Source organism: Saccharopolyspora sp. NPDC045941 (genome assembly GCF_056431445.1).
In genome coordinates this window covers 92670-113797 of sequence record NZ_JBWKKU010000013.1, presented here as the reverse complement: position 1 = coordinate 113797, position 21128 = coordinate 92670, and the positions used below count along the sequence as shown (strand labels likewise).

At 72.5% G+C, this 21128-nt stretch carries 17 protein-coding genes; 10 read left to right on the top strand and 7 right to left on the bottom strand.

Annotated elements, in window-relative coordinates; genetic code table 11:
* Positions 1-142 precede the first annotated feature (142 nt).
* From AC07FN_RS13090 to AC07FN_RS13080, 3 genes are all read left to right on the top strand, one after another.
* Positions 143-1525, top strand: coding sequence for a sugar porter family MFS transporter (locus tag AC07FN_RS13090; protein WP_478395803.1), 1383 nt, complete (start codon positions 143-145; stop codon positions 1523-1525).
* 1 nt (position 1526) lies between these two features.
* Entirely contained in the window at positions 1527-3314 is a 1788-nt protein-coding gene (locus AC07FN_RS13085; protein ID WP_478395802.1) for a hypothetical protein, read from the top strand.
* A gap of 182 nt (positions 3315-3496) precedes the next feature.
* Positions 3497-3889 (top strand): winged helix-turn-helix transcriptional regulator, encoded by a 393-nt coding sequence (locus AC07FN_RS13080; protein WP_478395865.1) that lies wholly within the window; start codon positions 3497-3499, stop codon positions 3887-3889.
* 18 nt (positions 3890-3907) lie between these two features.
* Here AC07FN_RS13080 and AC07FN_RS13075 read toward each other — a convergent pair whose 3' ends face one another.
* Positions 3908-4786, bottom strand: coding sequence for an alpha/beta fold hydrolase (locus AC07FN_RS13075; RefSeq protein WP_478395801.1), 879 nt, complete (start codon positions 4784-4786; stop codon positions 3908-3910).
* A 257-nt stretch (positions 4787-5043) separates the two neighbouring features.
* Here AC07FN_RS13075 and AC07FN_RS13070 point away from each other — a divergent pair, with 257 nt between their 5' ends.
* Positions 5044-8295 carry a BTAD domain-containing putative transcriptional regulator gene (locus AC07FN_RS13070; protein ID WP_478395800.1) on the top strand — a complete coding sequence of 1084 codons (3252 nt, stop codon included), beginning with the start codon at positions 5044-5046 and terminating at the stop codon, positions 8293-8295.
* Positions 8296-8476: 181 nt separating this feature from the next.
* On the opposite strand, the gene yczR is transcribed toward AC07FN_RS13070, so the two are convergent.
* On the bottom strand, positions 8477-9868 hold the full coding sequence (yczR, locus tag AC07FN_RS13065; RefSeq protein ID WP_478395799.1) for a MocR-like transcription factor YczR: 1392 nt from the start codon (positions 9866-9868) through the stop codon (positions 8477-8479).
* Positions 9869-10011: 143 nt separating this feature from the next.
* Between yczR and yczE the strand changes: the two genes are divergently transcribed.
* The gene (yczE, locus tag AC07FN_RS13060; protein WP_478395798.1) at positions 10012-10635 is read left to right on the top strand and encodes a membrane protein YczE; all 624 of its coding nucleotides are present in this window, start codon (positions 10012-10014) and stop codon (positions 10633-10635) included.
* Between the two features lie 47 nt (positions 10636-10682).
* On the opposite strand, the gene AC07FN_RS13055 is transcribed toward yczE, so the two are convergent.
* The 3 genes from AC07FN_RS13055 to AC07FN_RS13045 all read right to left on the bottom strand — a co-directional run bounded on the left by AC07FN_RS13055 (position 10683) and on the right by AC07FN_RS13045 (position 13690).
* On the bottom strand, positions 10683-12014 hold the full coding sequence (locus AC07FN_RS13055) for an MFS transporter (protein ID WP_478395797.1): 1332 nt from the start codon (positions 12012-12014) through the stop codon (positions 10683-10685).
* Between the two features lie 284 nt (positions 12015-12298).
* A complete protein-coding gene (locus AC07FN_RS13050) occupies positions 12299-12787 on the bottom strand; it encodes a DoxX family protein (RefSeq protein ID WP_478395796.1) in 489 nt (162 codons plus the stop codon).
* An 84-nt stretch (positions 12788-12871) separates the two neighbouring features.
* Positions 12872-13690 carry a universal stress protein gene (locus AC07FN_RS13045; protein ID WP_478395795.1) on the bottom strand — a complete coding sequence of 273 codons (819 nt, stop codon included), beginning with the start codon at positions 13688-13690 and terminating at the stop codon, positions 12872-12874.
* Positions 13691-13860: 170 nt separating this feature from the next.
* Between AC07FN_RS13045 and AC07FN_RS13040 the strand changes: the two genes are divergently transcribed.
* Entirely contained in the window at positions 13861-15177 is a 1317-nt protein-coding gene (locus AC07FN_RS13040; RefSeq protein ID WP_478395794.1) for a nicotinate phosphoribosyltransferase, read from the top strand.
* A gap of 4 nt (positions 15178-15181) precedes the next feature.
* Here the strand turns inward: AC07FN_RS13040 and AC07FN_RS13035 are convergent, their stop codons facing one another.
* The gene (locus AC07FN_RS13035) at positions 15182-16372 is read right to left on the bottom strand and encodes a site-2 protease family protein (RefSeq protein WP_478395793.1); all 1191 of its coding nucleotides are present in this window, start codon (positions 16370-16372) and stop codon (positions 15182-15184) included.
* A gap of 575 nt (positions 16373-16947) precedes the next feature.
* The gene (tatA, locus tag AC07FN_RS13030) at positions 16948-17190 is read right to left on the bottom strand and encodes a Sec-independent protein translocase subunit TatA (protein ID WP_452619442.1); all 243 of its coding nucleotides are present in this window, start codon (positions 17188-17190) and stop codon (positions 16948-16950) included.
* A gap of 263 nt (positions 17191-17453) precedes the next feature.
* On the opposite strand from tatA, the gene AC07FN_RS13025 reads away from it, so the two are divergent.
* The 4 genes from AC07FN_RS13025 (at position 17454) to AC07FN_RS13010 (ending at position 20933) form a co-directional block, all read left to right on the top strand.
* Positions 17454-17756 carry a hypothetical protein gene (locus AC07FN_RS13025; protein WP_478395792.1) on the top strand — a complete coding sequence of 101 codons (303 nt, stop codon included), beginning with the start codon at positions 17454-17456 and terminating at the stop codon, positions 17754-17756.
* Between the two features lie 133 nt (positions 17757-17889).
* Complete coding sequence (locus AC07FN_RS13020; protein ID WP_478395864.1) at positions 17890-18876, top strand: Bug family tripartite tricarboxylate transporter substrate binding protein; 987 nt, start codon at positions 17890-17892, stop codon at positions 18874-18876.
* Complete coding sequence (locus AC07FN_RS13015; RefSeq protein ID WP_478395791.1) at positions 18873-19412, top strand: tripartite tricarboxylate transporter TctB family protein; 540 nt, start codon at positions 18873-18875, stop codon at positions 19410-19412. The genes AC07FN_RS13020 and AC07FN_RS13015 overlap by 4 nt, the downstream gene beginning before the upstream one ends.
* Positions 19413-19415: 3 nt before the next feature.
* Positions 19416-20933, top strand: coding sequence for a tripartite tricarboxylate transporter permease (locus AC07FN_RS13010; RefSeq protein ID WP_478395790.1), 1518 nt, complete (start codon positions 19416-19418; stop codon positions 20931-20933).
* Positions 20934-21128 lie beyond the last annotated feature (195 nt).

The following is a 21128-nucleotide window of genomic DNA, read 5'->3' as shown; positions in this document are numbered from 1 at the left end:
CTGCCGACGCGCACCACCAGCGCAGGTATTGCGGGCCGGTGTGCGGGGTACCAGGGGTGTGATGGGCGCGTCGAGGGGGCGGCGCGATCGGAGCTCACCTGTTCGTCCCTCCCCGGTGCCCGTTGCCGCGTGGAGGTGGTCGATGGCAGCGCCGTCCTCGAAGTCCCGGGTCACCCGGCGCGTTTACGCGCTGGGGTCGCTGGCGGCGATCCTCTTCGGCTACGACAACGGGATCATCTCGGCCGCCATCCTGTTCATCCCGCACGAACTGCCGCTCACCCCGCTGCTCAAGGGAGCCGTCGTCAGCTCGACCGTCGTCGGGGCGATGGTGGGGGCCTTGGGCAGCGGGCCGGCGGCCGACCGGCTCGGGCGGCAGCGCGTCCTGCTCGCCGCCGGGGTCGTGTTCGCCATCGGCGCGCTCGGCGCCGGGGTGGCGCCGACGGTCGCTGTGCTGGTGCTGTTCCGGTTCGTCATCGGGCTCGGCATCGGCATCGCCTCGGTGGTGGTCCCGCTCTACCTGGCGGAGATGGCGCCCGCCGGGGAGCGCGGCGTGGTGACTTCGCTGAACCAGTACATGATCATCGTGGGCACGGCGCTGGCCGCCGCCACCGGTTACGGGCTGGCGTTCGTCGCCTCGTGGCGGTGGATGATCCTCATCGGCGTGTTCCCCGCCGTGGTGCTGGTCCTGGGGTTGCTGGCCGCGCCGGACACGCCCCGGTCGCTGGTCCGGCGGGGACGCCCGGAGCAGGGACGCGCGCTGCTGGCCGGCTTGCGCGGCGACCCGGCCGCCGCCGACCGGGAGCTCGCCGAGATCACCGAGCTCGAACGCCAGCAGCGGGACGCCCGGCTCGGCGCCCGGATGTCCGCGCCCTGGGTGCGGCGGTTGCTGCTGCTGGGCGCGATGCTCGCCGTGTTCCAGCAGATCACCGGCATCAACACGATTGTCTACTACGCGCCCGGCGTGCTCACCACCTTCGGGGTCTCCGAGGTCACGGCGCTGCTGTTCACCTTCCTCAACGGGCTGCTGAACATCCTGACGATCGCGGTCGTCGTGCGGGCCGGGGTGGTGGACCGCTGGGGCCGCAAACCCGTCCTGCTCGCCGGGCTGGTGGGCATGTCGGCGAGCCTGTTCGCGGTCGGCGCGGCGGCGCTGGTGCTGCCCGCCGAATCCCCGGCGCTGTTCGGGATCGCCGTCGCCGCCTTCGTCGTGTTCACCAACACCTTCTCGGCCACCTGGGGGCCGGTGCTGTGGGTGGTGCTGGCGGAGATCTTCCCGCTGGCGATCCGCGGCGCGGCGATGGCCGTCGCCACGCTGTTCAACTGGCTCACCGACTTCTTCGTCTCGCTGACCTTCCCCACGTTCACCGCCCTGGTGGGCGCCGGGGTCGTGTTCATCGCCTACGCCGCCGCGGGCGTGATCGTCTTCCCGATCGTCTGGTGGTGCGTGCCGGAGACCAAGCAGCGGAGCCTGGAATCGCTGGAGCGGGATTTCCGGAAGGGCACCCGCTTCCGGCCGGAGGGATGACGTGGACCGGCGCGAGTTCGTCAAGCTCTCGCTCGCGGGCGCGGGCGCGGTGCTCTTCGGCGGCGTGCCGCGCGCGGGCGAGGCGCAAGGCCTGACCGTCGCCGATCCGGCCAGCACGTTCTTCGCAACCGCGTTCGCCGAGTACGCAGCCACCGCGCCCACCGCCAGCAACGGTGACCTGTGGCCGACCTGCTGGGCGGACGACGACTACGTCTACACGGCCAACGGCGACGGCAAGGGCTTCGGTGACGAGCCGATGGCGGCCATCGTGGTGAACCGGATCGCCGGTACGCCCGAGACCGGCCTGCACGGCGAACGGCTGGCCGCCGGCGACGCGGTCGCCAAAGCCCACGCCGATCCCAAGCTGTACAACGCGAAACCCACCGGCATGGTCGCCGTCGACGGCAACGGCGACGGCCGGGACGAGCTGTACCTGGCGGTGCAGGACCTGCGCTTCGCGCCCGCGGCCACGGCGTTCGACGACGCCGTGAACGCCACCGTCGTCAAGTCGGAGGACTACGGGCGCACCTGGCAGAAGCCCTCCGCGCCGATGTTCACCGACCACGTCTTCACCACCGTGATGTTCCTCGACTTCGGCCGCAGCCAGGAGCACGCCCGGTCGCTCGGCCCGGAGAACGCCGGGTACGTGTACGCCTACGGCCTGGACGGCAACTGGCGCGACTCCTACAGCAACGAGGTGACTTCGCCGACGAGCCTCTACCTGGCCCGGGTCCCCCGGAACTCGATCCAGCAGCGGGACACCTGGCGGTTCTACGCCGGGGCCGGGAGCGACGGCGGTCCACAGTGGAGCGCGGGCATCGGCGAGAAGGCGCCGGTGCTCACCGACGATCGGCGGCTCTACACCGGCCTGTACGGCGAAGGCCGTCGCGATCTGACCGTGATCTCGCAGGGCGGCGTCCTCTACAACGCCCCGCTGCGCCGGTTCATCTACACCTCGTGGACCGAGTACACCTTCGAGTTCTACGAGGCCCCGGCGCCGTGGGGGCCCTGGCAGCTGTTCATGTCGAAGGACTTCGGCGCCCAGCCCTGGTTCGGCCGCCCCGGCCGCGTCCGGCTGCTCCCCGTGCCGGGCGGCCACGACGTGCCGACACCGGAGACCGGCGAACCGAAGCCGCCCTGCGCCGGGCCGAAGAACGGCGGCTACGCGCCCACCATCCCGGCCAAGTTCGTCTCGGCCGACGGGACGTGGATGTGGTTGCAGTCCAACTGGTTCCTGAACGTGGCGTGCGGGCTGCCCAACTACGAGTTCTCGCTGCGCCGCTTCCACGTTTCCCCGCGCAGGCCCGGCGATCCGGGGCAGAACCCGCCCGACCCGGCGGACAACCTCGCCGCTCCTGGGAGAAGCCCGTTCCCCATCGAGAAGTCGGCCCACTACGGCCACGGCGACTACCTCAACAACGGCGTCCGGGAGGAGAGCGAGGACAGCTTCGACGGCGCCCGCAAGCAGGCCGATTTCTGGGGGTACGTCTGGCAGGACGAGTACTGGATCGACCGCGTCGTCTACACGACCGGCAGCATGTTCTCGGATGGCGGCTGGTTCGCCCGCGACCTGACCGTGCAGGTCCGCCAGGGCGCGAACTGGGTGGGCGTCAGGGGCCTGACGACCGCTCCCGCGTACCCGTACGACAGCACCGCGGGCCCGAACAAGACCTACGTGCTCGCGTTCGACCCGATCACCGGGGACGGCGTCCGGATCATCGGAGTCCCCGGCGGCACGGCGACGTTCACGTCGATCGCCGAGCTGGAGGTGTACTTCGACGGCCGGTGACCAGTGCTGCGGGGCGAACTGGGCGAGCGGGCCCCGACCAGCTGGACGGTGCCGTGCTCGTCGAGGACCCGCGTCGCTTCGCCGCCGGGGTGGACGAGCGCGCGGAACTGCTCGTGGAGACCAGGACACCGGATGTGAGTACGCTTCGTGAAGACGCACTTTTCGGGCGAAGGGGGAGCCTCGTGGGAACGGAGCAGGCCGGGCGGGCGCCCGCGGACGCCGATGCGGTGCGCGCCGACTCCCTCGCCCGCGAGATCTTCACGGGCGTGGCCAACAAGTGGTCGCTCCTGATCATCGAGGTCCTGCGGGACCGCACCCTCCGCTTCACCGAACTGCGGGCCGAAGTGGCGGGCATCAGCCACAAGATGCTCACCCAGACCCTGCGAAGGCTCGAACGCGACGGCGTGGTGCACCGCACGGTGCACCCCACCGTGCCGCCGCGCGTCGAGTACCGCCTCACCGATGCGGGCCGGTCGCTCCGCGACACGGTCAACGGCATGTGCGCGTGGAGCCGCGCGCGCCTCGACGAGATCGAGGCGTCCCGCCACCGCTTCGACGCGCAGCAGCACGCCTGATCCGCGCCCTGGGCGCCGTCACCTGATGAGGAGTTCGCGCAGGGCCTTGGTGACCTCCGCCGGGGCTTCTTCGGCCATGAAGTGGCCGCAGGAGACCGGGACGTGGCGGAGATCGGGCGCCCATTCGCGCCATAGGGCGGCGGCGTCGAAGCCGAGCACGGCGCCCCAGTCCTGCTGCAGGACGGTCACCGGCATCCGCAGCCGGTTCCCGGTCTTCCGGTCGGCCTCGTCGTGCTCGACGTCGACGTGGGCCGATGCGCGGTAGTCGGCGACGATCGAGGTGACCGCTTCGCGGGAGGCCGCCAGGTAGGCGGCGCGGATGTCGGCGGGGATGGCGCCGGGGTCCTGGGTCCAGATGTCGAGGAAGTGGCCGAAGAACGCGTCGGCGCTGGCGCCGATCATCTGTTCCGGCAGGCCGGGCGGCTGGGCCATCAGGTAGAGGTGGAAGCCCACCGCGGCCGAAGTGCCGTGCATGACGTCCCACATGTCCAGGGTCGGCAGCACGTCGAGCGAGGCGAGGTGGGTGATCGTCCCGGGGTGGTCGAGGCCGGCGCGGATGGCGACCAGGGCGCCGCGGTCGTGCCCGGCCAGGGCGAAGCGCTCGTGGCCGAAGGCGCGGGCGAGGGCGACGACGTCGGCGGCCATGGTGCGCTTGGAGTAGGCCTGGCCGTCGGTGTCGGCGGGCTTGTCGCTGTCGCCGTATCCGCGCAGGTCGGGGCAGATGACGGTGTGGTCGGCGGCGAGGTCGGCGGCGACGTGCCGCCACATCAGGTGGGTCTGCGGGAAGCCGTGCAGCAGCACGATCGGGCTGCCCGAGCCGCCCACGGCCGCGCTGAGCGTCACGCCGTCGGCGACGGTGACGCGCTGGTAGTCGAATCCGGTGATCGTCGGTGCCATGGTGGGCCTTCCTCGTTTCGCGTTGACCCGTCGAGCCTGCGCGCGGCCGATCAACAACCGGTCAACGGCGGCTCAGCGCCCGGGTTCGCGCGGCTCAGGGGCGTTTCGGAATGGCTTCGCCCGGCTCGTCCCAGAGGTGCCCGATGCCTGACAGGAGGTGTCGGTTTCGCGCGAAACCGCCGCCCTGCACTCCGGATGGCCACGCCCCACACCTGCCCGCGCACCGTGCTGGAACGCCCCCTTATACAGTGCGTGGCGTGTCTGTGCAGGTGAGCGCGTCGAGGGTGACCTTCGGTGTGCTCGGTCCGCTGGAAGCGGTCGGTGCGAGCGGCCCGGTCGACCTCAAGGGACCGCTGCACCGCGCCGTACTGGCCCGGCTGCTGATCGCCAGGGGCCGGGTCGTGCCCCTCGCCCGGCTCATCGACGACCTGTGGGACGACCCGCCGGAGAGCGCGGTCGGCACCATCCGGACCGTCGTGTCCAGCTTGCGCCGAGCCCTCGAACCGGACCGGCCGCCCCGGTCGCCCGCCCGGCTGCTGGTGACCGCGGCGCCGGGCTATGCGCTGCGCGCGGCATCCGGATCGGTGGACGCCCAGCGGTTCGAGGCGGCGGTGGGCGACTCCGCGTCCATGCTCTCCGCGGGGCGGGCCGATGCGGCGCGGTCCACTTTGGACGAGGCCTTGGCGCTGTGGCGGGGGCCCGCGTTCGCGGAATTCGACGACCGGGCCTGGGCGCGTCACGAGATCTCGCGGCTCGACGAGCTGCGGCTGCTGGCCGTGGAGCGGCGGGCGCAGGCGGCCTTGGCGCTGGGGCGGGCCGCCGAGGCGGTGCCCGATCTGGAAGGCCAGGTCGCCGAACACCCCTGGCGCGAGACGGCCTGGCAGCTGCTGGCGCTCGCGCTCTACCGCAGCGGGCGGCAAGGCGACGCCCTCGGCGTGCTCCGCGACGCGCGCAAGGTCCTGGCGACCGAGCTGGGCGTGGATCCCGGCCGGGACCTGCAACGGCTGGAGGCGGACATCCTCAGCCAGGCGCCGCACCTGTCCGCGGCGCCCGTCCCGGCCGAGGCGCCGGCCGGCGCCGACCAGCCGGTCGAGCCGCCGATCGTCGGCCGCAGGGCCGAGCTCGCGCAGCTCGCGGCCGCCGGCGCACGCGGCCGCCTGGGGCTGGCGCTGATCTCCGGTGAGGCCGGGGCGGGCAAGACCGCGCTCGCCGAAGCCCTGACCGACGAGCTGGCGGCCGCCGGCTGGATCACCGCCTGGGGGCGCAGCCCGGAGCAGGACGGCGCACCGGCCGGGTGGCCCTGGACGGAGATCACCACCGCCCTCGCGGCCGCGGGGCATCCGCCGCCCGTTCCGCCGGCAGCGGGCGAAGACCCCGCCGCGGCGCGGTTCCGGATGCACCAGGAGGCCGCCTCCTACCTGTCCGCCGTCGCCGAGCGCGCACCCGTGCTGCTGGTCTTCGACGACCTGCACCGGGCCGGTGAGGAAACCCTTTCCCTGCTGGCATTCCTGGCGGCGGCACCCGTCGACCGGCGGGTGCTGGTCGTGGGGACCTACCGCAGCACCGAGATCTCCGCAGCGCTCACCGACGCGCTCGGCCGCTTCGCCCCGGCCGAACCGACCCGGGTCTACCTGGGCGGTCTGCCGGAGTCCGAAGTGGACGAGCTCGCCCGCGCGGTCACCGGCCGGGAGCTGGATGCCGCGACCACCCGCGCGATCCACCGGCGCAGCGGCGGCAACCCGTTCTTCGTCCGGGAGCTCGCGCGGCTGTTCGAGGCGGAGGGGAGCAAGGCGCTCTCCGGGATTCCGGCGGGCGTGCGGGACGTCATCCGCCGTCGCCTGGCGGGGCTGCCGCAGCCGGCGCGCACGGTCCTGCGCCAGGCCGCGGTCGTCGGCCGCGACGTCGACCTCGATCTGCTCGTCCCGCTGGCCGGGGACGAGGACCTGGTGCTCGACGTGGTCGAATCGGCGCTGCTCATGGGATTCGTCGCCGAACCGGGCCCGAACCGGCTGCGGTTCACCCACGAGCTGATCCGCGACACGCTCTACGAGGAAGCCCCGCGCCTGCGCCGGGCCCGCTGGCACGCCGCCATCGCGGAGACGATCGAGCAGCTGCGGCCCGGCGAGGTGGAATCCCTGGCGCACCACTACTTCCACGCCGACGACCGCCGGACGGCGGGCCGGGCCGCCCGCTACGCCAAGGAGGCGGCCGAGGCGGCCGAGCGGCGGTTCGCCCCGCACGAGGCGGCGCGGCTGTGGCGGCAAGCGATCGCGGCCCACGACCGTTCCGGGAGCGGCGATGCGCGCGCCCGGCTCGAACTGATCACGGGCCTGGTGTGGGCCCTCGCCGTCGCGGGCGGGCTCGACGAGGCCCGGCGGCACCGCGCCGAAGCGATCGCCGCGGCCGACGAGCTCGGCGATCCCGAGCTGACGGCGCGGGTGATCGGCGCGTTCGACGTGCCAGCGATCTGGACCCGCAACGACGACGAAGACGTTGCGCGGCACGTCATCGAGGCCACCGAGCGCACCCTGGCGGCCCTGCCGGACGACCGGGCCGAAGCACGCAGCCGGCTGCTCAGCACGCTCGCGCTGGAACTGCGCGGCACGCGGGCGCGGCGCGGGCACGAGGCCGCCGTCGAGGCCGAGGCGATCGCCCGCGAGCTGGACGATCCGGCGCTGCTCGCGTTCGCCCTCAACGGCCGGTTCATGCAGTGCTTCCAGCGCACCGGGCTCGCCCCGCAGCGCGCCCGCATCGGCGCGGAGCTGGTCGAGCTGGCGGAACGCCACGGCCTGGTGACCTTCGAGGTGCTCGGCCGCCTGATCCTGATCCAGGCCCACTGCGCGCTGGCTGAGTTCGCCGCCGCCGACGCGCACGCGGCGGCCGCCGACCGGCTCGCCCAGCGCCACGAGATTCCCCTGGTGGGAGTGTTCACCGAGTGGTACGCCGCGCTGCGGCTGGCGGTTTCCGGCCAATCGGCGGCGGCGGAGGCCGCTTACCGCGCGGCCGCGATCCGGTTGCGGGGCACCGGGATGCGGGGCGTGGAGCAGGGAGCCCTCGCACTCGCCTTGCTGGGCCTGCGGCTGCCGGACATGTCCGAAGTGGACTGGAACGCGGACTGGGGTCCGTACGCGGATTGGGTTCGCCCGCTGGGCCTGCTCGCCGCCGGTCACCGCGAGCAGGCCCGGGAAGCGGGGCGGGCGCTGCCCGACTCGCCTCGCGATCTGCTCTGCGAGGCACGCCTGTGCCTGGAAGCCGTGCTGGCCATCGGCCTCGCGGACCGGCAGATGATGGCGCGGGTCTACGAGCTGCTCCAGCCCGCCGCGCGCGAGATCGCCGGTGCGGCCAGCGGTCTGCTCGTGCTCGGCCCCGTCGCGCAGTACCTGGGCGACCTGGCCGCCGCGATGGACCGGCGCGAAGCGGCCGGGAACCACTACCGGCAAGCGGCGGCCGTCGCGCGGCAAGCCGGGGCGCCGCGCTGGATCGCCGCCGCTCGCGCCCGCCTGACCTGAGCCGTCGTTTCCGCGTGGTGCGCGGGCACGTGTGGGACGTGGTCGCCTGGGGGCAGGGCGCCGGTTTCGCGCGAAATCGCCACCCTGCCCCACGTGGAATGGCGATTTCGCGCGCATCGCCGTCGGGCACCGGGTGCCTTCGGGATGAGCCGGGCGTGGCCACCCTGAAACGGCCGCTGAGTCAGGCCAGCGCGGCCGGTGGCGTGTCGGCGCGTCGCCCGGCCTGCACGGCCGCGCAAGCCTCGGCGATGCCGTCGATCCCCGCCGTCATCGCCGCAGCGTCCAGCGAGTAGGGCAGCCGCACGAAGCGCTCGAACGCGCCGCCGATCCCGAACCGCGGCCCGGCCGCCAGGCGCACGCCGAACTCCGGCGCCACGGCGGCCAGCGCCGAGCTCACCGGCTGGGGGAGCCGCGCCCACACCGACAAGCCGCCCGCGCACGGGCCGGTCGTCCAGTCGGGCAGGCGTGCGGCCAGCAGGTCCAGCAGCAGGCCGCGGCGCCGTCGGAGGTCGGCCAGCCGGTCCGGCAGGATCCGGTCGATCTCACCGAGCAGCTCGGCGCACGCGAGCTGTTCCACCACCGGCGTGCCGAGATCGATCCCGGACCGCGCCTGCCCGAGCCGCTGGACGAGGCCGGCATCGGCGCGGATCCACCCGACCCGCAGGCCGCCCCAGAACGTCTTGGCCGCCGAGCCGATCGAGATGACGCCGGTGTGGTGCGCGGCCAGCGGAACCGGCGGATCGACGTCGAGGGCGAGCTCCGCCATCGTCTCGTCCACCACCACCGGGCAGCCCGGCCGCAGCTCCGCCCGGTCCCGCTCGGGCAGGCAGAGGCCCGTCGGGTTGTGGAAGTCCGGCAGGAGGTAGGCCATCGCGGCGCCGCGGGTGGCCGCGGACAGGCTCTCGACGTCCCACCCGGTGTCGGTGACCGGGATCGGGACGACCCGGCAGCCGGTCGCGCGGAAGACCTGCAGCGCATGCGGATAGGTGGGGTGGTCGACGACGACCCGGTCGCGGGGCCGCAGCAGCGTGCGGGCGATCAGCCCGAGGGCGTGCTGGGCGCCGCTGGTGATCAGGACCTGCTCCGGGGTCGTCGCCAGCCCGCGGTCGGTGTACCGCCGGGCGATGGCGGTGCGCAGCTCGGGCAGCCCGAGTTGCGAATAGCCGTGGCGCGGCAGGTGGCGGGGGAGCTGGTCCAGCGCCCGGCGGTACGCCCGGTGCAGGGCCTCACCGGGAGCGGGCGGGGCCGCGTGGGAGAAGTCGATCAGGTCGCGGCCGGTGGTGTCCGGCTCCGGTCGGTCCCCGCCAGGCGGAACGCGGGTCCGGCTGCGCGAGCGGGCGCGAGCGCTGAGATATCCCTGGTCGCGCAGCGCGGCGTAGGCCGTGGACACCGTGGTGCGGCTGATCCCGAGCACCGCGGCCAGATCCCGCTCGCCCGGCATCGTGGTGGCCAGCGGCAGCCGGCCGTCGAGGATCAGCAGGCGGATCAGGTCGGAGAGCCGGCGATGCGCGGGCCCCGGGCCCGCGGACCAGTCGCCCAGCAGCCGGGCGAGCGCGTGGCTGCTCGTGTGCATGAGGCCAGAGTCTACGATCTGGCCCTTTCATCCGATGCCAGATGGCGAGCACGATCGTCGGAGTTGATCCCGAACCGACGTTGAGGACACCCGTGGCTTCGATCTCGCAACCGAAAAGCCGCCGCCATTCGGTGGCCCGGAGGATGACCGCCGCCGAGCAGCTCCGCGCCGAGAAGAAGGCGTGGCGGTTCCCGCAGCTGGTCGTGGGGCTGATCGGGTACGGCACGTCCCTCACGTTCCTGGTCCAGTCGTCGCTGGGGGCTTCGAGCTGGAGCGTTCTGGCGGAGGGCATCTCGCTGCGCTCGGGGATGACGTTCGGCTGGGCGACGAACCTGACGGCCGTCGCCGTGCTGCTCTGCTGGATCCCGCTCCGGGAACTGCCGGGGATCGGCACCTTCCTGAACGTCGTCCTGGTCGGAACGTCCGCGGACGTCGCGGCTTCCTTCGTGCCGATGCCCGCTTCGCTGCCGCAGCAGCTCGGCTACTTCGTCCTCGGGCTGCTGATGCTGACCTTCTTCGACGCCGTCTACCTGGGGGCCAGGTTCGGCTCGGGGCCGCGGGACGGGCTGATGACCGGCGCGGTGCGCATCACCGGCAGGCCGATCTGGATGGTCCGCACCGGGATCGAGGTGGTCGTCCTGGCCGCCGGCTGGATCCTGGGCGGCACGGTCGGCTTCGGCACGCTCCTGATCGCGTTCTGCATGGGCCCGATGGTGCAGAACTTCCTGCGCCTCACGACCGTTCGCCTCGCCGGCGACCGCGAGTGACCGCAGTGGGCGGACCCGAGGTCCGGGTCCGCCCACTGTGGACGTTCCTAATGCTGTGCGAGCGAGTCCGCCGGGGCGTCGATCCGGCGGAGCGAGCGCTCCTTCGTTTCCGGCAGCAGCAGGCCGCAGGCGATGCTCAGCGCGCCGTACACCCCGAGCATCACGCCGATGGCGCTGCTGCCGTACGCGGCGACCAGGCCCGCGGCGAGTACGGGCGGCACACCGCCGCCGATGATGGTCGCCACGTTGTAGCTCATGCCCGCCGCGGTGTAGCGGTGCCCGGTGGCGAACAGCTCCGCCAGGTAGGCGGCCGCCGGGCCGAGGACGATCCCGCCCCCGATCATCAGCAGGCACAGGCCGATCCCGACGAGCGCGGTGTTCGCGGTGTCGATGACCGGGAAGGCGATCAGCCCGCAGACGAAGGTGACCACGTTCCCGACGAGGACCACCCGGCGCCTGCCGAACCGGTCCGATACGGCCGCACCGGCCGCCGTGGCCGCGACGAGCACGATCCCGCCGACCACGCCGAGCGCGAGCATGGTCGGGCGCGGGATCGCCAGCACCGTGCTGCCGTAGGTGGTGAGGTAGACGGTGCCCATGTAGTTCAGCGCGAACGCCGCGGCCACGGTGCCCCCGGCGAGCAGGATCAGCCGGGTGTCGCGGCCGAACGCGGCGCGCAGCGGCGCGGCGTCCCGGATCCGGCGTTCCCGCTCGGCGTGCAGCTCGCGGAAGACCGGGGTCTCCTCGATCCGCAGCCGCACGTAGAGGCCGATGCCGACCAGCAGGGCGCTGAGCAGGAACGGGATCCGCCAGCCCCAGGCGAGGAACGCGTCCGGGCTCAGCACCAGCTCGACCGCCAGGAAGGTCGCGCTGCTCAGGCCGAAGGCCGTGCCGGGGCCGAGCTGCGGGAACATCCCGAAGCGGCCGTGCTTGCCGGGCGGGGCATACTCCACCGCCAGCAGGGCCGCACCGCCCCATTCGCCGCCCACCGCGACGCCCTGCAGGAACCGCAGGACCATGAGGATGACCGGCGCGGCGATCCCGAGCGTCGCCGAGCCCGGCAGCACGCCGATGGCCACGGTCGAAAGCCCCATCAGCAGCAGCGTGTAGACCAGGGTCCGCTTGCGCCCCAACCGGTCTCCGAGGTGGCCGAACAGCGCGGAGCCGAGCGGGCGGGCGACGAACGCCACCGCGACCGAGGCGAGCGAGGCGATCGTGCCCGCCGCGGTGCCGAGCGCGGGGAAGAAGACCTTGGGGAACACCAGCGCGGCCGCGGTGCCGTAGATGAAGAAGTCGTAGAACTCGATCGTCGTGCCGGCGAAGGAAGCGAGCGCGATCCGGCGCGTCGGTAACGCGGCTTCGCCGTCGTGGGTGGTCATCGGCAGTCCTCACGTGTCGGGATGGCAACGGGGCCGGAGCAAGATCATCGCCGGTCGCCCCGGAGGACCTCAAGCCGGACTGCGTCGGCGCACCCGCTCGAGACCCTGCCGGGCCATCCTGCACCAGAGGTGCGACAGGCGGCGCCGCGGCCGCCCGGGTGCAGGTCGCCGATTTCGCGCGAAATCAGCCACCGGTGCCTTCACCGGGCGAATCCGGTTCTGCCTGAAATCGGGGGTTTCCGGCCGGTGGAAGTCACGGGTCGATCACGGGAACTCCGGACGGGCTAGGGAGTTCCGGTGTCGCTGGGTCTTGTTCGGCGTGGTGCCGTCAGGACGGCGTCCAAGGAGAACGCTCCCGCGCCGACGATCAGCAGGAACACCGAGCCGAACAGCTGGGACCACTCCACCCGCGACTCGTGCATGTAGCTCCAGAATCCCTGGTGGGTGAGGATGGTGGCCTTCGTCAGGATCTGCGCGCCCAGCATGTCGACGATCATCGGGATGGCCGCCAGGCGGGTCAGCAGGCCGACGATGAGCAGCGCGCCGCACACGATCTCGAACACGCCGTCGAGGTAGGCGAAGAACTCCGGCGCGGGTAGCGGGGTCTTGGCGAAACGACCGGGCCCCAGCTCGCCGGGGAACAGGAACTTCTGCACCCCTTCGGTCAGGAAGATCCAGCCCACCACGAACCGGATCAGCACGACAGCCTTCGGTGCGGTGGTGCCCAGCAATCGCATCCGCAACGTCGCGGTGGCCGGTGGCGTCGACGTCATGCGGACAGTGTCGCGCGGTCGGACTTCGCCTGCGAGATCGACCTTTCCGGCCAGGGCGGGTTCGCGCGCGGCCATCCACTGTGGTCAGCGGGGGACGACCGCGACCGGGCACGGCGCGTGGTGCAGGACGCCCCGCGCCACCGAACCCAGCCGCAGCGCCGTGAAACCTCCGCGCCCGCGCTGGCCGACCACCAGCAGCTGCGCGTGCTGGGCGGCGTCGCACAGGGCCGTCACCGGCGGGACGTTCGACACGATCCGGCGCACGGCGACCTCCGGGTAGGCGTCGCTCCAGGCCGACACCTGCTCGGCGAGGCGCAGTTCGGCCTGGGTGAACAGCTTGTCGCGGTCCGGGCCGTCGTGGGGGCCGGGGGTGAAGTAGCTGTTCGGCAGCGCCTGCACGGCGACCAGTTCGCTGCTCCGCCGGTTGGCGGCGTCGAAGGCGTAGTGCAGGGCGGTCCGGCTGCCCGGCGAGTCGTCGACCCCGACGACGACCGGGCCGGACTTCGCCGGGCCCACACCGCGCACCACGACGACCGGCGACGTGGCGTGCGCGGCCACGGCAGCGCTGATCGAACCGAGCAGCGCGCCCCGGAGGGCGCCGTGCCCGTGGGAACCGACCACCAGCAGGCGGGCGGATTCCGACCGGTGCACCAGCTCCGCGGCGGGATGGCCGTAGGCGACCTCGTCGACGATGTCCAGCTCGCCGGCGGCGTGCCGGCAGCGGGCGTCGATGTCGTGGACCAGCTCCTTGGCGTAGGGCTCCCGCGCCGGATCGTCGCTGACCAGCACGAGCCGCAGCGGAACCGACAGCCGGACGGCTTCCGCGGCCGCCCAGAGCGCCGCCCGCGCCGATGCGCCGGAGCCGTCCACTCCGACCACGACGGACTGTTCTTCTCGCGCCATGTTCCGCGCCCCCACGAGGTTCCTGCGCGACCGTGCCAAGCGGGACGGGTGTGCCGCTAGGGCCGATCGGCCTTACCGGCGCGTACGGGAGCGCGCGCCCCTGGTGACCATCTCCTCTGGCCGGGGTGGCGCGGCGCGCGCAACCGTCGATCCGGGAGGCGACCGCGGCGATGACGGGTCTGAGCACCGATCTCTACGAGATCAGGATGGCGGCCGGCTACCTGCGCCGGGACATGACGTTGCCCGCGACGTTCAGCCTGTTCGTGCGGGAACTGCCGCGCGAGCGCGGATTCCTGGTCGCCGCGGGGCTCGCCGATTGCCTGGACTTCCTGGAACGGCTGCACTTCGCCGCCGAAGACCTGGCCTACCTCGGCGACGTCGTGCACCTGCCGGAAGGCGATCTGGCCGCGCTGGCGGAACTGCGCTTCACCGGCGACGTGCTGGCCGTTCCCGAGGGCCGGGTGGTCTTCGCCGGTGAACCCCTCCTGGAGGTCACGGCGCCGCTGCCGCAGGCGCAGCTGGTGGAGACGGCGCTGCTGAACTTCGCGACGTTCCAGACCGCGGTCGCGGCCAAGGCGGCCCGCTGCCGGATCGCCGCGCCGCACGCGGACCTGGTCGACTTCGCCGCCCGCCGCACCCACGGGCTGGAGGCGGCCCGGGCGGTCGCTCGTGCCTCGGCCATCGCCGGGTTCGCGGGCACCAGCTACGTCGCCGCCGCACGCGAGTTCGGGCTGTGGGCCGCCGGGACGATGGCGCACTCCTACGTCGAGGCGTTCCCCGACGAGCGCACCGCATTCCGCTCGTTCGCCGCCGATTTCCCCGATGCCGTGGTGTTCCTGGTCGACACCTACGACACCCTGCGCGGCGTGCGCGCGGCGATCGACGTCGCCCGGGAGCTGCCCGCCGGCAGCCGCATCGGGATCCGCCTGGATTCCGGCGACCTCGGCGAGCTGGCGGTGCAGGCGCGACGGCTGCTGGACGACGCGGGCTTCCCGGATGCCCGGATCATGGCCAGCGGCGGGCTCGACGAACACGCGCTCGCCGAACTCGCCGACGCGCCGATCGACATGTTCGGCGTGGGCACCAAGATGGGCGTTTCCGCCGACGCGCCGTCCCTGGACAGCGCGTACAAGCTGGTCGAATACGGCGGGACGCCGGTGATGAAGCTGTCCGTGGGCAAGCTGACCGCGCCCGGCGCGAAACAGGTCTACCGCGGCGAGCCCGGACGGCCCGACCTGCTCGCACTGCGCACCGAGGATCCGCCGCCTGGCCGTGAACCGCTCCTGGAGCCCGCCATGCGCGGCGGCGCGCGGGTGAATCAGCCGGAGCCGGTCCAGGCGGCGCGGCGCCGGTTCGAGCACGACCTGCGGTGGCTGCCCGAACCGGCCCGGCGGCTCATCGGTCCGGAGCCGGTCGAGGTGCGCGCGACGCCGATGCTGCTGCGGTCCGCCGATTCCGTCCGGCACCGCCTGGAACAGGCGTTGTGAGAGCTCAGCTCGGCCGGCCGGGGTACCACCAGTTCGGCGGCGGGGCCTGCCGGTTCGCTTCGCGTTCCACCAGCGCGGGCAGGATGACGTGGACGCCGCGCGCCGCGACGGCGCGGTCGATGTCCGAGGGCGCGACGATGCCCACCAGCCGGCCGTCGTCCAAGACGAGGAGGTGCCCGTCGGTGGACTCCGAGAGCCGGGGCAGGACCGCTGCCAGCGGCTCGTCCGGTGCCGCGGTGGGCACGCGGGTCATCGGGCAGGCGGCGTCGCGCAGCGTGGCAGGTGGCTGGCCGCAGGCGGTCAGCGAGCGGATCCGGCGGAGGGACACCAGTCCGTCGACCCCGCCGTCCTCACGCACCACCGGGAAACTGGCGTGCGCGGGGCGGCGGTCCAGGAACTCGCCGGTCGTCGAACGGCCGTCGACGGTCTCGACCGGATGCGACATCACGTCCCGCATCAGCACCCCGGACAGCGCCATCCCCGCGCGGGCCTGGCGCTCCTCGGCGAAGGCGATGCTCGCGATGAAGAGCCCCAGCAGGATCCACCACATCCCCTCGGGGCCCTGGAGGATCGACTGCGCGAATCCGGCGGCGACCAGCAGGCCGCCGAGCCCGAGCCCGGCGCGGGCCGACCACGCCGCCGCCTCGAACCGGTCGCCGCGCCACCGCCACAGCGCGGCGCGCAGCACGCGGCCGCCGTCCAGCGGAGCGGCCGGAACGAGGTTGAACACCGCCAGCACTAGGTTCAGCACCGCCAGGTAGGTCAGCACGCCCACGACGAGGCCGCTCGCCCCCACCCTGTCCGCGCCCCAGGCCAGCACCCCGAAGGCCACGCCGGCCACGGCGCTGGTGACGGGCCCGACGATCGATATGCGCAGGTCGGCGCCGGGGCTGCGCGCCTCGTCCCGCAACTGGGCGATCCCGCCCAGCAGCCACAGCGTGATGCCCTCGACCGAGACACCGTTGCGGCGGGCCACGATCGCGTGCGCGAGTTCGTGCGCCAGCAGCGAACCGACCAGGAGGACCGCGGCGGCCAGCCCGGCCAGCGCGTAGCCGACGGTGGAGTGCCCGGGGAAGGCCAGCGGCAGTTGGTAGCCCGCCAGCCCGATGGCGACCAGCACGACGATGCCGAGCACGCTCCAGTGGAGTCCGATCCGCACCCCAGCCACTCGTCCCACCGGGACCGTTCCGCGCATGACCGCACCTCTGCCGGATTGAGCCTCACCTCCAGTGTGCCTCCCCGTCCCCAGGATCACGCCGGGTCGCGAACAGCAGGACGCCGGCGGCGGCCATCGCGGGAACAACGATCCGGGTGGGGAGGTTGCCTCCGGATCACGTGTTCGACGGCAAGCCCACCCCGCAACGGCGCTTGCTGCACCTGCGCAAGAGCCTGGTGTGGATGCGGCGCGTGGTCGTGCGATGCGGGAGGTGCTGAACACGGTCGCGCGACCGGACATGCGATCCACACCCTGTTAGAGAAGTGGGACTGGCTGTAGCGCAAGGTGAACCGACGCGGTCCGCCGTCGCTCGCCTGGAGCCACTGTCCCTTGTGGAGGGTACTGGTGATTCCGGTGTCGTGATCGCGGTGCTGGCCTGCCCTGGATCGGTGAAGCGGAGCTCTGCTGAGGGATCGATGTAGTCGATATCTTCAGTATTGAATGAAATCCATCCTTGGGGCACGACCGGCCCTCCGCGGATGCGACCGAGCCTCGACGCAGCGAGGCCCCGGTCGCCGTGGGCGGCCGGGGCCTGCGGCTCCTGCGCGGGGCCGTCAGTTCTTCGGGTCGTCGCGCTGCTTGTCGTCGACCTGCTGCGGGCTGGGCTTGCCGGAGTCCAGCTCGTCCTGGTCGCGCTCGGCGGCCTTCTCGTCGTCCTTCAGGCCGCGCGCCTCGGCTTTGAGCACGCGGGCGGACTGGCCGAGCGAGCGGGCCATCTGCGGCAGCTTCGCCGATCCGAACAGCAGCAGGACCGCGGCGAGCACGATCAGCCAGTGCCAGGCACTGAGCGAACCCATGGGCGTACTTCCATTCGCTGTCGTGGACACCTGGGCCCCGCGACGCCGCCGTCGTCCGGTGCGGGAGCCCGTGGCGTGCCGGCTCCCGTGGGACCAGGTGACCCGTCGTTTCCCAACGGGTCGGAGTATACGCCGCCCTAGCGCCTCTCCGGCTGAGCGCCCGATTCCTGACCAGGGCGAATCCGCTTCGGTGCGACCGGGGAGAACACGTGGCGGCGGCCTGGAATCCAGGTGGGCACCCGGCATCGTCGTGGCTACTGTGGATGATCATTCTGCGGGTTCGCCCGGGTGCCGGTGAACGTCGGCTTCGGCCTGGACACCTCGCCGTCCTGCTCGTCGCAGGCCTGTTCGTCCTGAGTCCGGAGCGGCTTCCCCAGGCCGTCGAGTGGTGGGCGCGACCCCTGCGGCAGCTGAGCGACCTGCGCAACCTCGACCCGTGGCGCGCGGTCGCGAACTACCTGCTCGACGGCGCCGGTCCGAAGACCACTCCTGCCGCGATTTCCGCGCCGCAGCAACCCGTTCCATGCCCCGGCGAGACGCCGCCCTTCGGCGTCGAGGCCACCTGAGAACCGGCACCTCCGGGTCGGTGACAGAACTTCCACAACTTCCGATAGGTGCTAAAGCGAGACGCCGCGTGGTGCCGTGCGGCACCATCACCCACCACCCGGTCCGGGAGACCGGTGTCACAGTGAGGTGATGATGCGGAAGTTGAAAGTGGTCCTGGCGGTGCTGGGCGCGGCGCTGCTGGTGTTGCTGGTGCCGCCCCTGATCAGTTCGGGGGGCGATGCCCCGGGCTCGCAGATCCGCGGCCTGCGGGTCATGGTGCCCAACACGCCGGGCGGCGGCTACGACATCACGGCGCGCACCGCGGTCAAGGCGATCGAGGACACCGGGCTGAACGGGCCGACCGAGGTGTTCAACCTGCCCGGCGCGGGCGGCACGGTCGGGCTGGGCAGGCTGGTCAACGAGTCGGGCAACGGCGCGATGGTGATGTCGATGGGCCTGGGCGTGGTGGGCTCGGTCTACACCAACCACTCGCCGGTGTCGCTGCAGAACACCACGCCGATCGCGAAGCTCACCGAGGAATCCGACGTCATCGTGGTGGCCAAGGACTCCCCGTACCAGAACATCGCCCAGCTGATCGCGGCGTGGAAGGCCGACCCCGGCGCGGTTCCGGTCGGCGGCGGCTCGTCGCCCGGCGGCCCGGACCACCTGGCGCCGATGCTGACCGCGAAGGCCATCGGCCTGTCCGCGAAGCAGGTCAACTACGTGCCGTTCGACGGTGGCGGCGAGCTGATGGCCTCCGTGCTCGGCAGCAAGGTCGCCTTCGGCGTCTCCGGGATCGGCGAGACCCGCGACCAGATCGCGGCGGGCGAGCTGCGGGCGCTGGCGGTGACCAGCCCGGAGCGGGTGCCCGGCATCGACGCGCCGACCCTGCGGGAGTCCGGTGTGGACGTCAGCTTCACCAACTGGCGGGGCATCGTCGCGCCCCCGGGCATCACCGACCAGGAGCGGGAGAAGCTGATCTCGCTGTTCACCAAGCTGCACGCCAGCGAGCAGTGGCAGCAGGCCATGAAGCTCAACGGGTGGTCCGACGCCTTCCAGACAGGCGATGACTTCGGCGCGTTCCTGGCGTCCGAGAACGACCGCGTCGCGTCGGTGCTGAAGGAGTTGGGGGCGGCATGAGTTCCACTGCGGACAAGACGGAGTCGCCGGCGGAGCCGGTGCGCGAGAGCTGGTGGCGCGCGCGCTCCGAGCTCGGCATCTGCGTGCTGCTGCTCGCGGTCGGCGCGCTCGTGCTCGTCGACGCCGCCCTGATGCCGACCGATTTCGCGCAGCGCGGCCCGGTCGGGCCGAAGGCGGTGCCGGTCGTGGTCGGTTCGCTGCTGGTCCTGGTGTCGTTGCTGCTGGCGCGGGACGTGCTGCGCGGCGGCCGCGGCGAAGCCGAGGCCGGCGAGGACGTCGACCTCGACGCGCCGACCGACTGGCGCACGCTGCTGTTGTTGTCCGGGTTCTTCCTGCTCAACGCGGCGCTGATCAACATCATCGGGTTCCCGGCCTCGGCCGCGATCATGTTCTGGGGTGCGGCCTACGCGCTGGGCAGCCGCAACCTGGTGCGGGACCCGCTCATCGCGGCCGCCATCTCGGTGCTGACGTGGCTGGCGTTCAACGAACTGCTCGGCGTTCCGCTGCCCGGTGGCCCGCTGATGGGGGTGCTGTAACCGATGGACCTGACGAACCTCCTGGGCGGTTTCGCCACCGCCCTGACCCCGCAGCACCTGCTGTTCGCCGCGATCGGCGTGGTGCTGGGCACCGCCGTCGGCGTGCTGCCGGGCATCGGCCCGGCGATGGCGGTGGCCCTGCTGCTGCCGGTGACCTACGCGTTGGATCCCACCGGCGCGTTCATCATGTTCGCCGGCATCTACTTCGGCGGCATGTTCGGCGGATCGACCACGTCGATCCTGCTCAACACCCCCGGCGAGAGCGCCGCGGTGGTGGTGGCCATCGAAGGCAACAAGATGGCCAAGAACGGCCGGGGCGCGCAAGCGCTGGCCGCGGCGGCCGTCGGGCACTTCGTCGGCGGCCTGGTCGGCCTCATCCTGCTGGTGCTGCTGGCACCGGTCATCGCGGGCTACGCGGTCGACATCGGTGCGCCGGACTACTTCGCGTTCATGGTGCTGGCGTTCGTGGCGACCTCGACGGTGCTGGGCAGCTCGCGGGTCCGCGGCTTCGCCTCGCTGCTGATCGGGTTGACCATCGGGCTGGTCGGGCTCGACCAGATGAGCGGGCAGGCCCGGCTGACGTTCGGTTCGCTGCAGCTGGTCGACGGCATCGACGTGGTGCTCGTCGCGGTCGGCCTCTTCGCGGTCGGCGAGTCGCTGTGGGTCGCCGCGCACCTGCGCCACACCCAGGAGAAGCCGATCCCGGTCGGCCGGCCGTGGATGTCCCGGCAGGACCTCGGGCGGGCGTGGAAGCCCTGGCTGCGCGGCCCGCTGATCGGTTTCCCGTTCGGCGCGATCCCGGTCGGGGGCGCCGAGGTGCCGACCTTCCTGTCCTACACCGTCGAGCGGCAGCTGGGTCGCCGCAGGGGCACGTGGGGCAGCAAGGGCGCGATCGAGGGCGTCGCCGGCCCGGAGGCCACCTCGACGTCCAGCGCGGCGGGCACCATGGTCACGATGCTCACCCTCGGTCTGCCGACCACCTCGGTGGCCGCGGTGATGCTGGCGGCGTTCCAGCAGTACGGCATCCAGCCCGGTCCGCTGCTGTTCCAGCGCGAAGCGGACCTGGTGTGGGCGCTGATCGCGAGCATGTTCGTCGGCCTGGCGCTGCTGCTGGTGATCAACCTGCCGCTGGCGCCGGTGTGGGCGAAGCTGCTGCAGATCCCGCGGCCGTACCTGTACGCGGGCATCCTGTTCTTCGCCAGCGTCGGTGCGTACGCGATCGGCGGCGAGGCGATGGATCTGGTGCTGCTGTTCATCATCGGGGCGATCGGCTTCGCGATGCGCCGCTTCGGCCTGCCGGTGCTGCCGGCGATCATCGGCGTCATCCTGGGCCCGACCGCGGAGCTGCAGATGCGCCGAGCGCTGCAGATCAGCGACGGTGACTTGACGGGCCTGGTGAACTCGCCGCTGGCGATCGTGGTCTACGTGATCATCGCGATCCTGCTCACGTACCCGCTGTGGAGCCGCCTCGTCCGCCGCACGCCGAAACCGGCGGAACCGGCGGACCGGGTCGACGCCTGATCCACCCGGACGAAGGGCGTCTTCGGGCACATCCGCCCGAAGGCGCCCTTCGCGCATGTTCAGGAGCTTCAGGCCGGGACTGATTCCGCCCGGTGCGAGCGCGCAGTCGTGGGGGGGGGGGGGGGGGGGGGGGGGGGGGAAAAAAACACCACCACCAAACAAGACACCAAACAACCAAAAACACACAACCCCCCC

Bases quoted from the DNA above. Each gene is read 5' to 3' on its own strand.
- AC07FN_RS13090 (WP_478395803.1), top strand. From the start codon at position 143: ATGGCAGCGCCGTCCTCGAAGTCCCGGGTCACCCGGCGCGTTTACGCG.
- AC07FN_RS13075 (WP_478395801.1), bottom strand. From the start codon at position 4,786: ATGGCACCGACGATCACCGGATTCGACTACCAGCGCGTCACCGTCGCC.
- yczR (WP_478395799.1), bottom strand. From the start codon at position 9,868: ATGCACACGAGCAGCCACGCGCTCGCCCGGCTGCTGGGCGACTGGTCC.
- yczE (WP_478395798.1), top strand. From the start codon at position 10,012: ATGACCGCCGCCGAGCAGCTCCGCGCCGAGAAGAAGGCGTGGCGGTTC.
- AC07FN_RS13055 (WP_478395797.1), bottom strand. From the start codon at position 12,014: ATGACCACCCACGACGGCGAAGCCGCGTTACCGACGCGCCGGATCGCG.
- AC07FN_RS13050 (WP_478395796.1), bottom strand. From the start codon at position 12,787: ATGACGTCGACGCCACCGGCCACCGCGACGTTGCGGATGCGATTGCTG.
- AC07FN_RS13045 (WP_478395795.1), bottom strand. From the start codon at position 13,690: ATGGCGCGAGAAGAACAGTCCGTCGTGGTCGGAGTGGACGGCTCCGGC.
- AC07FN_RS13040 (WP_478395794.1), top strand. From the start codon at position 13,861: ATGACGGGTCTGAGCACCGATCTCTACGAGATCAGGATGGCGGCCGGC.
- AC07FN_RS13035 (WP_478395793.1), bottom strand. From the start codon at position 16,372: ATGCGCGGAACGGTCCCGGTGGGACGAGTGGCTGGGGTGCGGATCGGA.
- tatA (WP_452619442.1), bottom strand. From the start codon at position 17,190: ATGGGTTCGCTCAGTGCCTGGCACTGGCTGATCGTGCTCGCCGCGGTC.
- AC07FN_RS13025 (WP_478395792.1), top strand. From the start codon at position 17,454: ATGATCATTCTGCGGGTTCGCCCGGGTGCCGGTGAACGTCGGCTTCGG.
- AC07FN_RS13020 (WP_478395864.1), top strand. From the start codon at position 17,890: ATGCGGAAGTTGAAAGTGGTCCTGGCGGTGCTGGGCGCGGCGCTGCTG.
- AC07FN_RS13015 (WP_478395791.1), top strand. From the start codon at position 18,873: ATGAGTTCCACTGCGGACAAGACGGAGTCGCCGGCGGAGCCGGTGCGC.
- AC07FN_RS13010 (WP_478395790.1), top strand. From the start codon at position 19,416: ATGGACCTGACGAACCTCCTGGGCGGTTTCGCCACCGCCCTGACCCCG.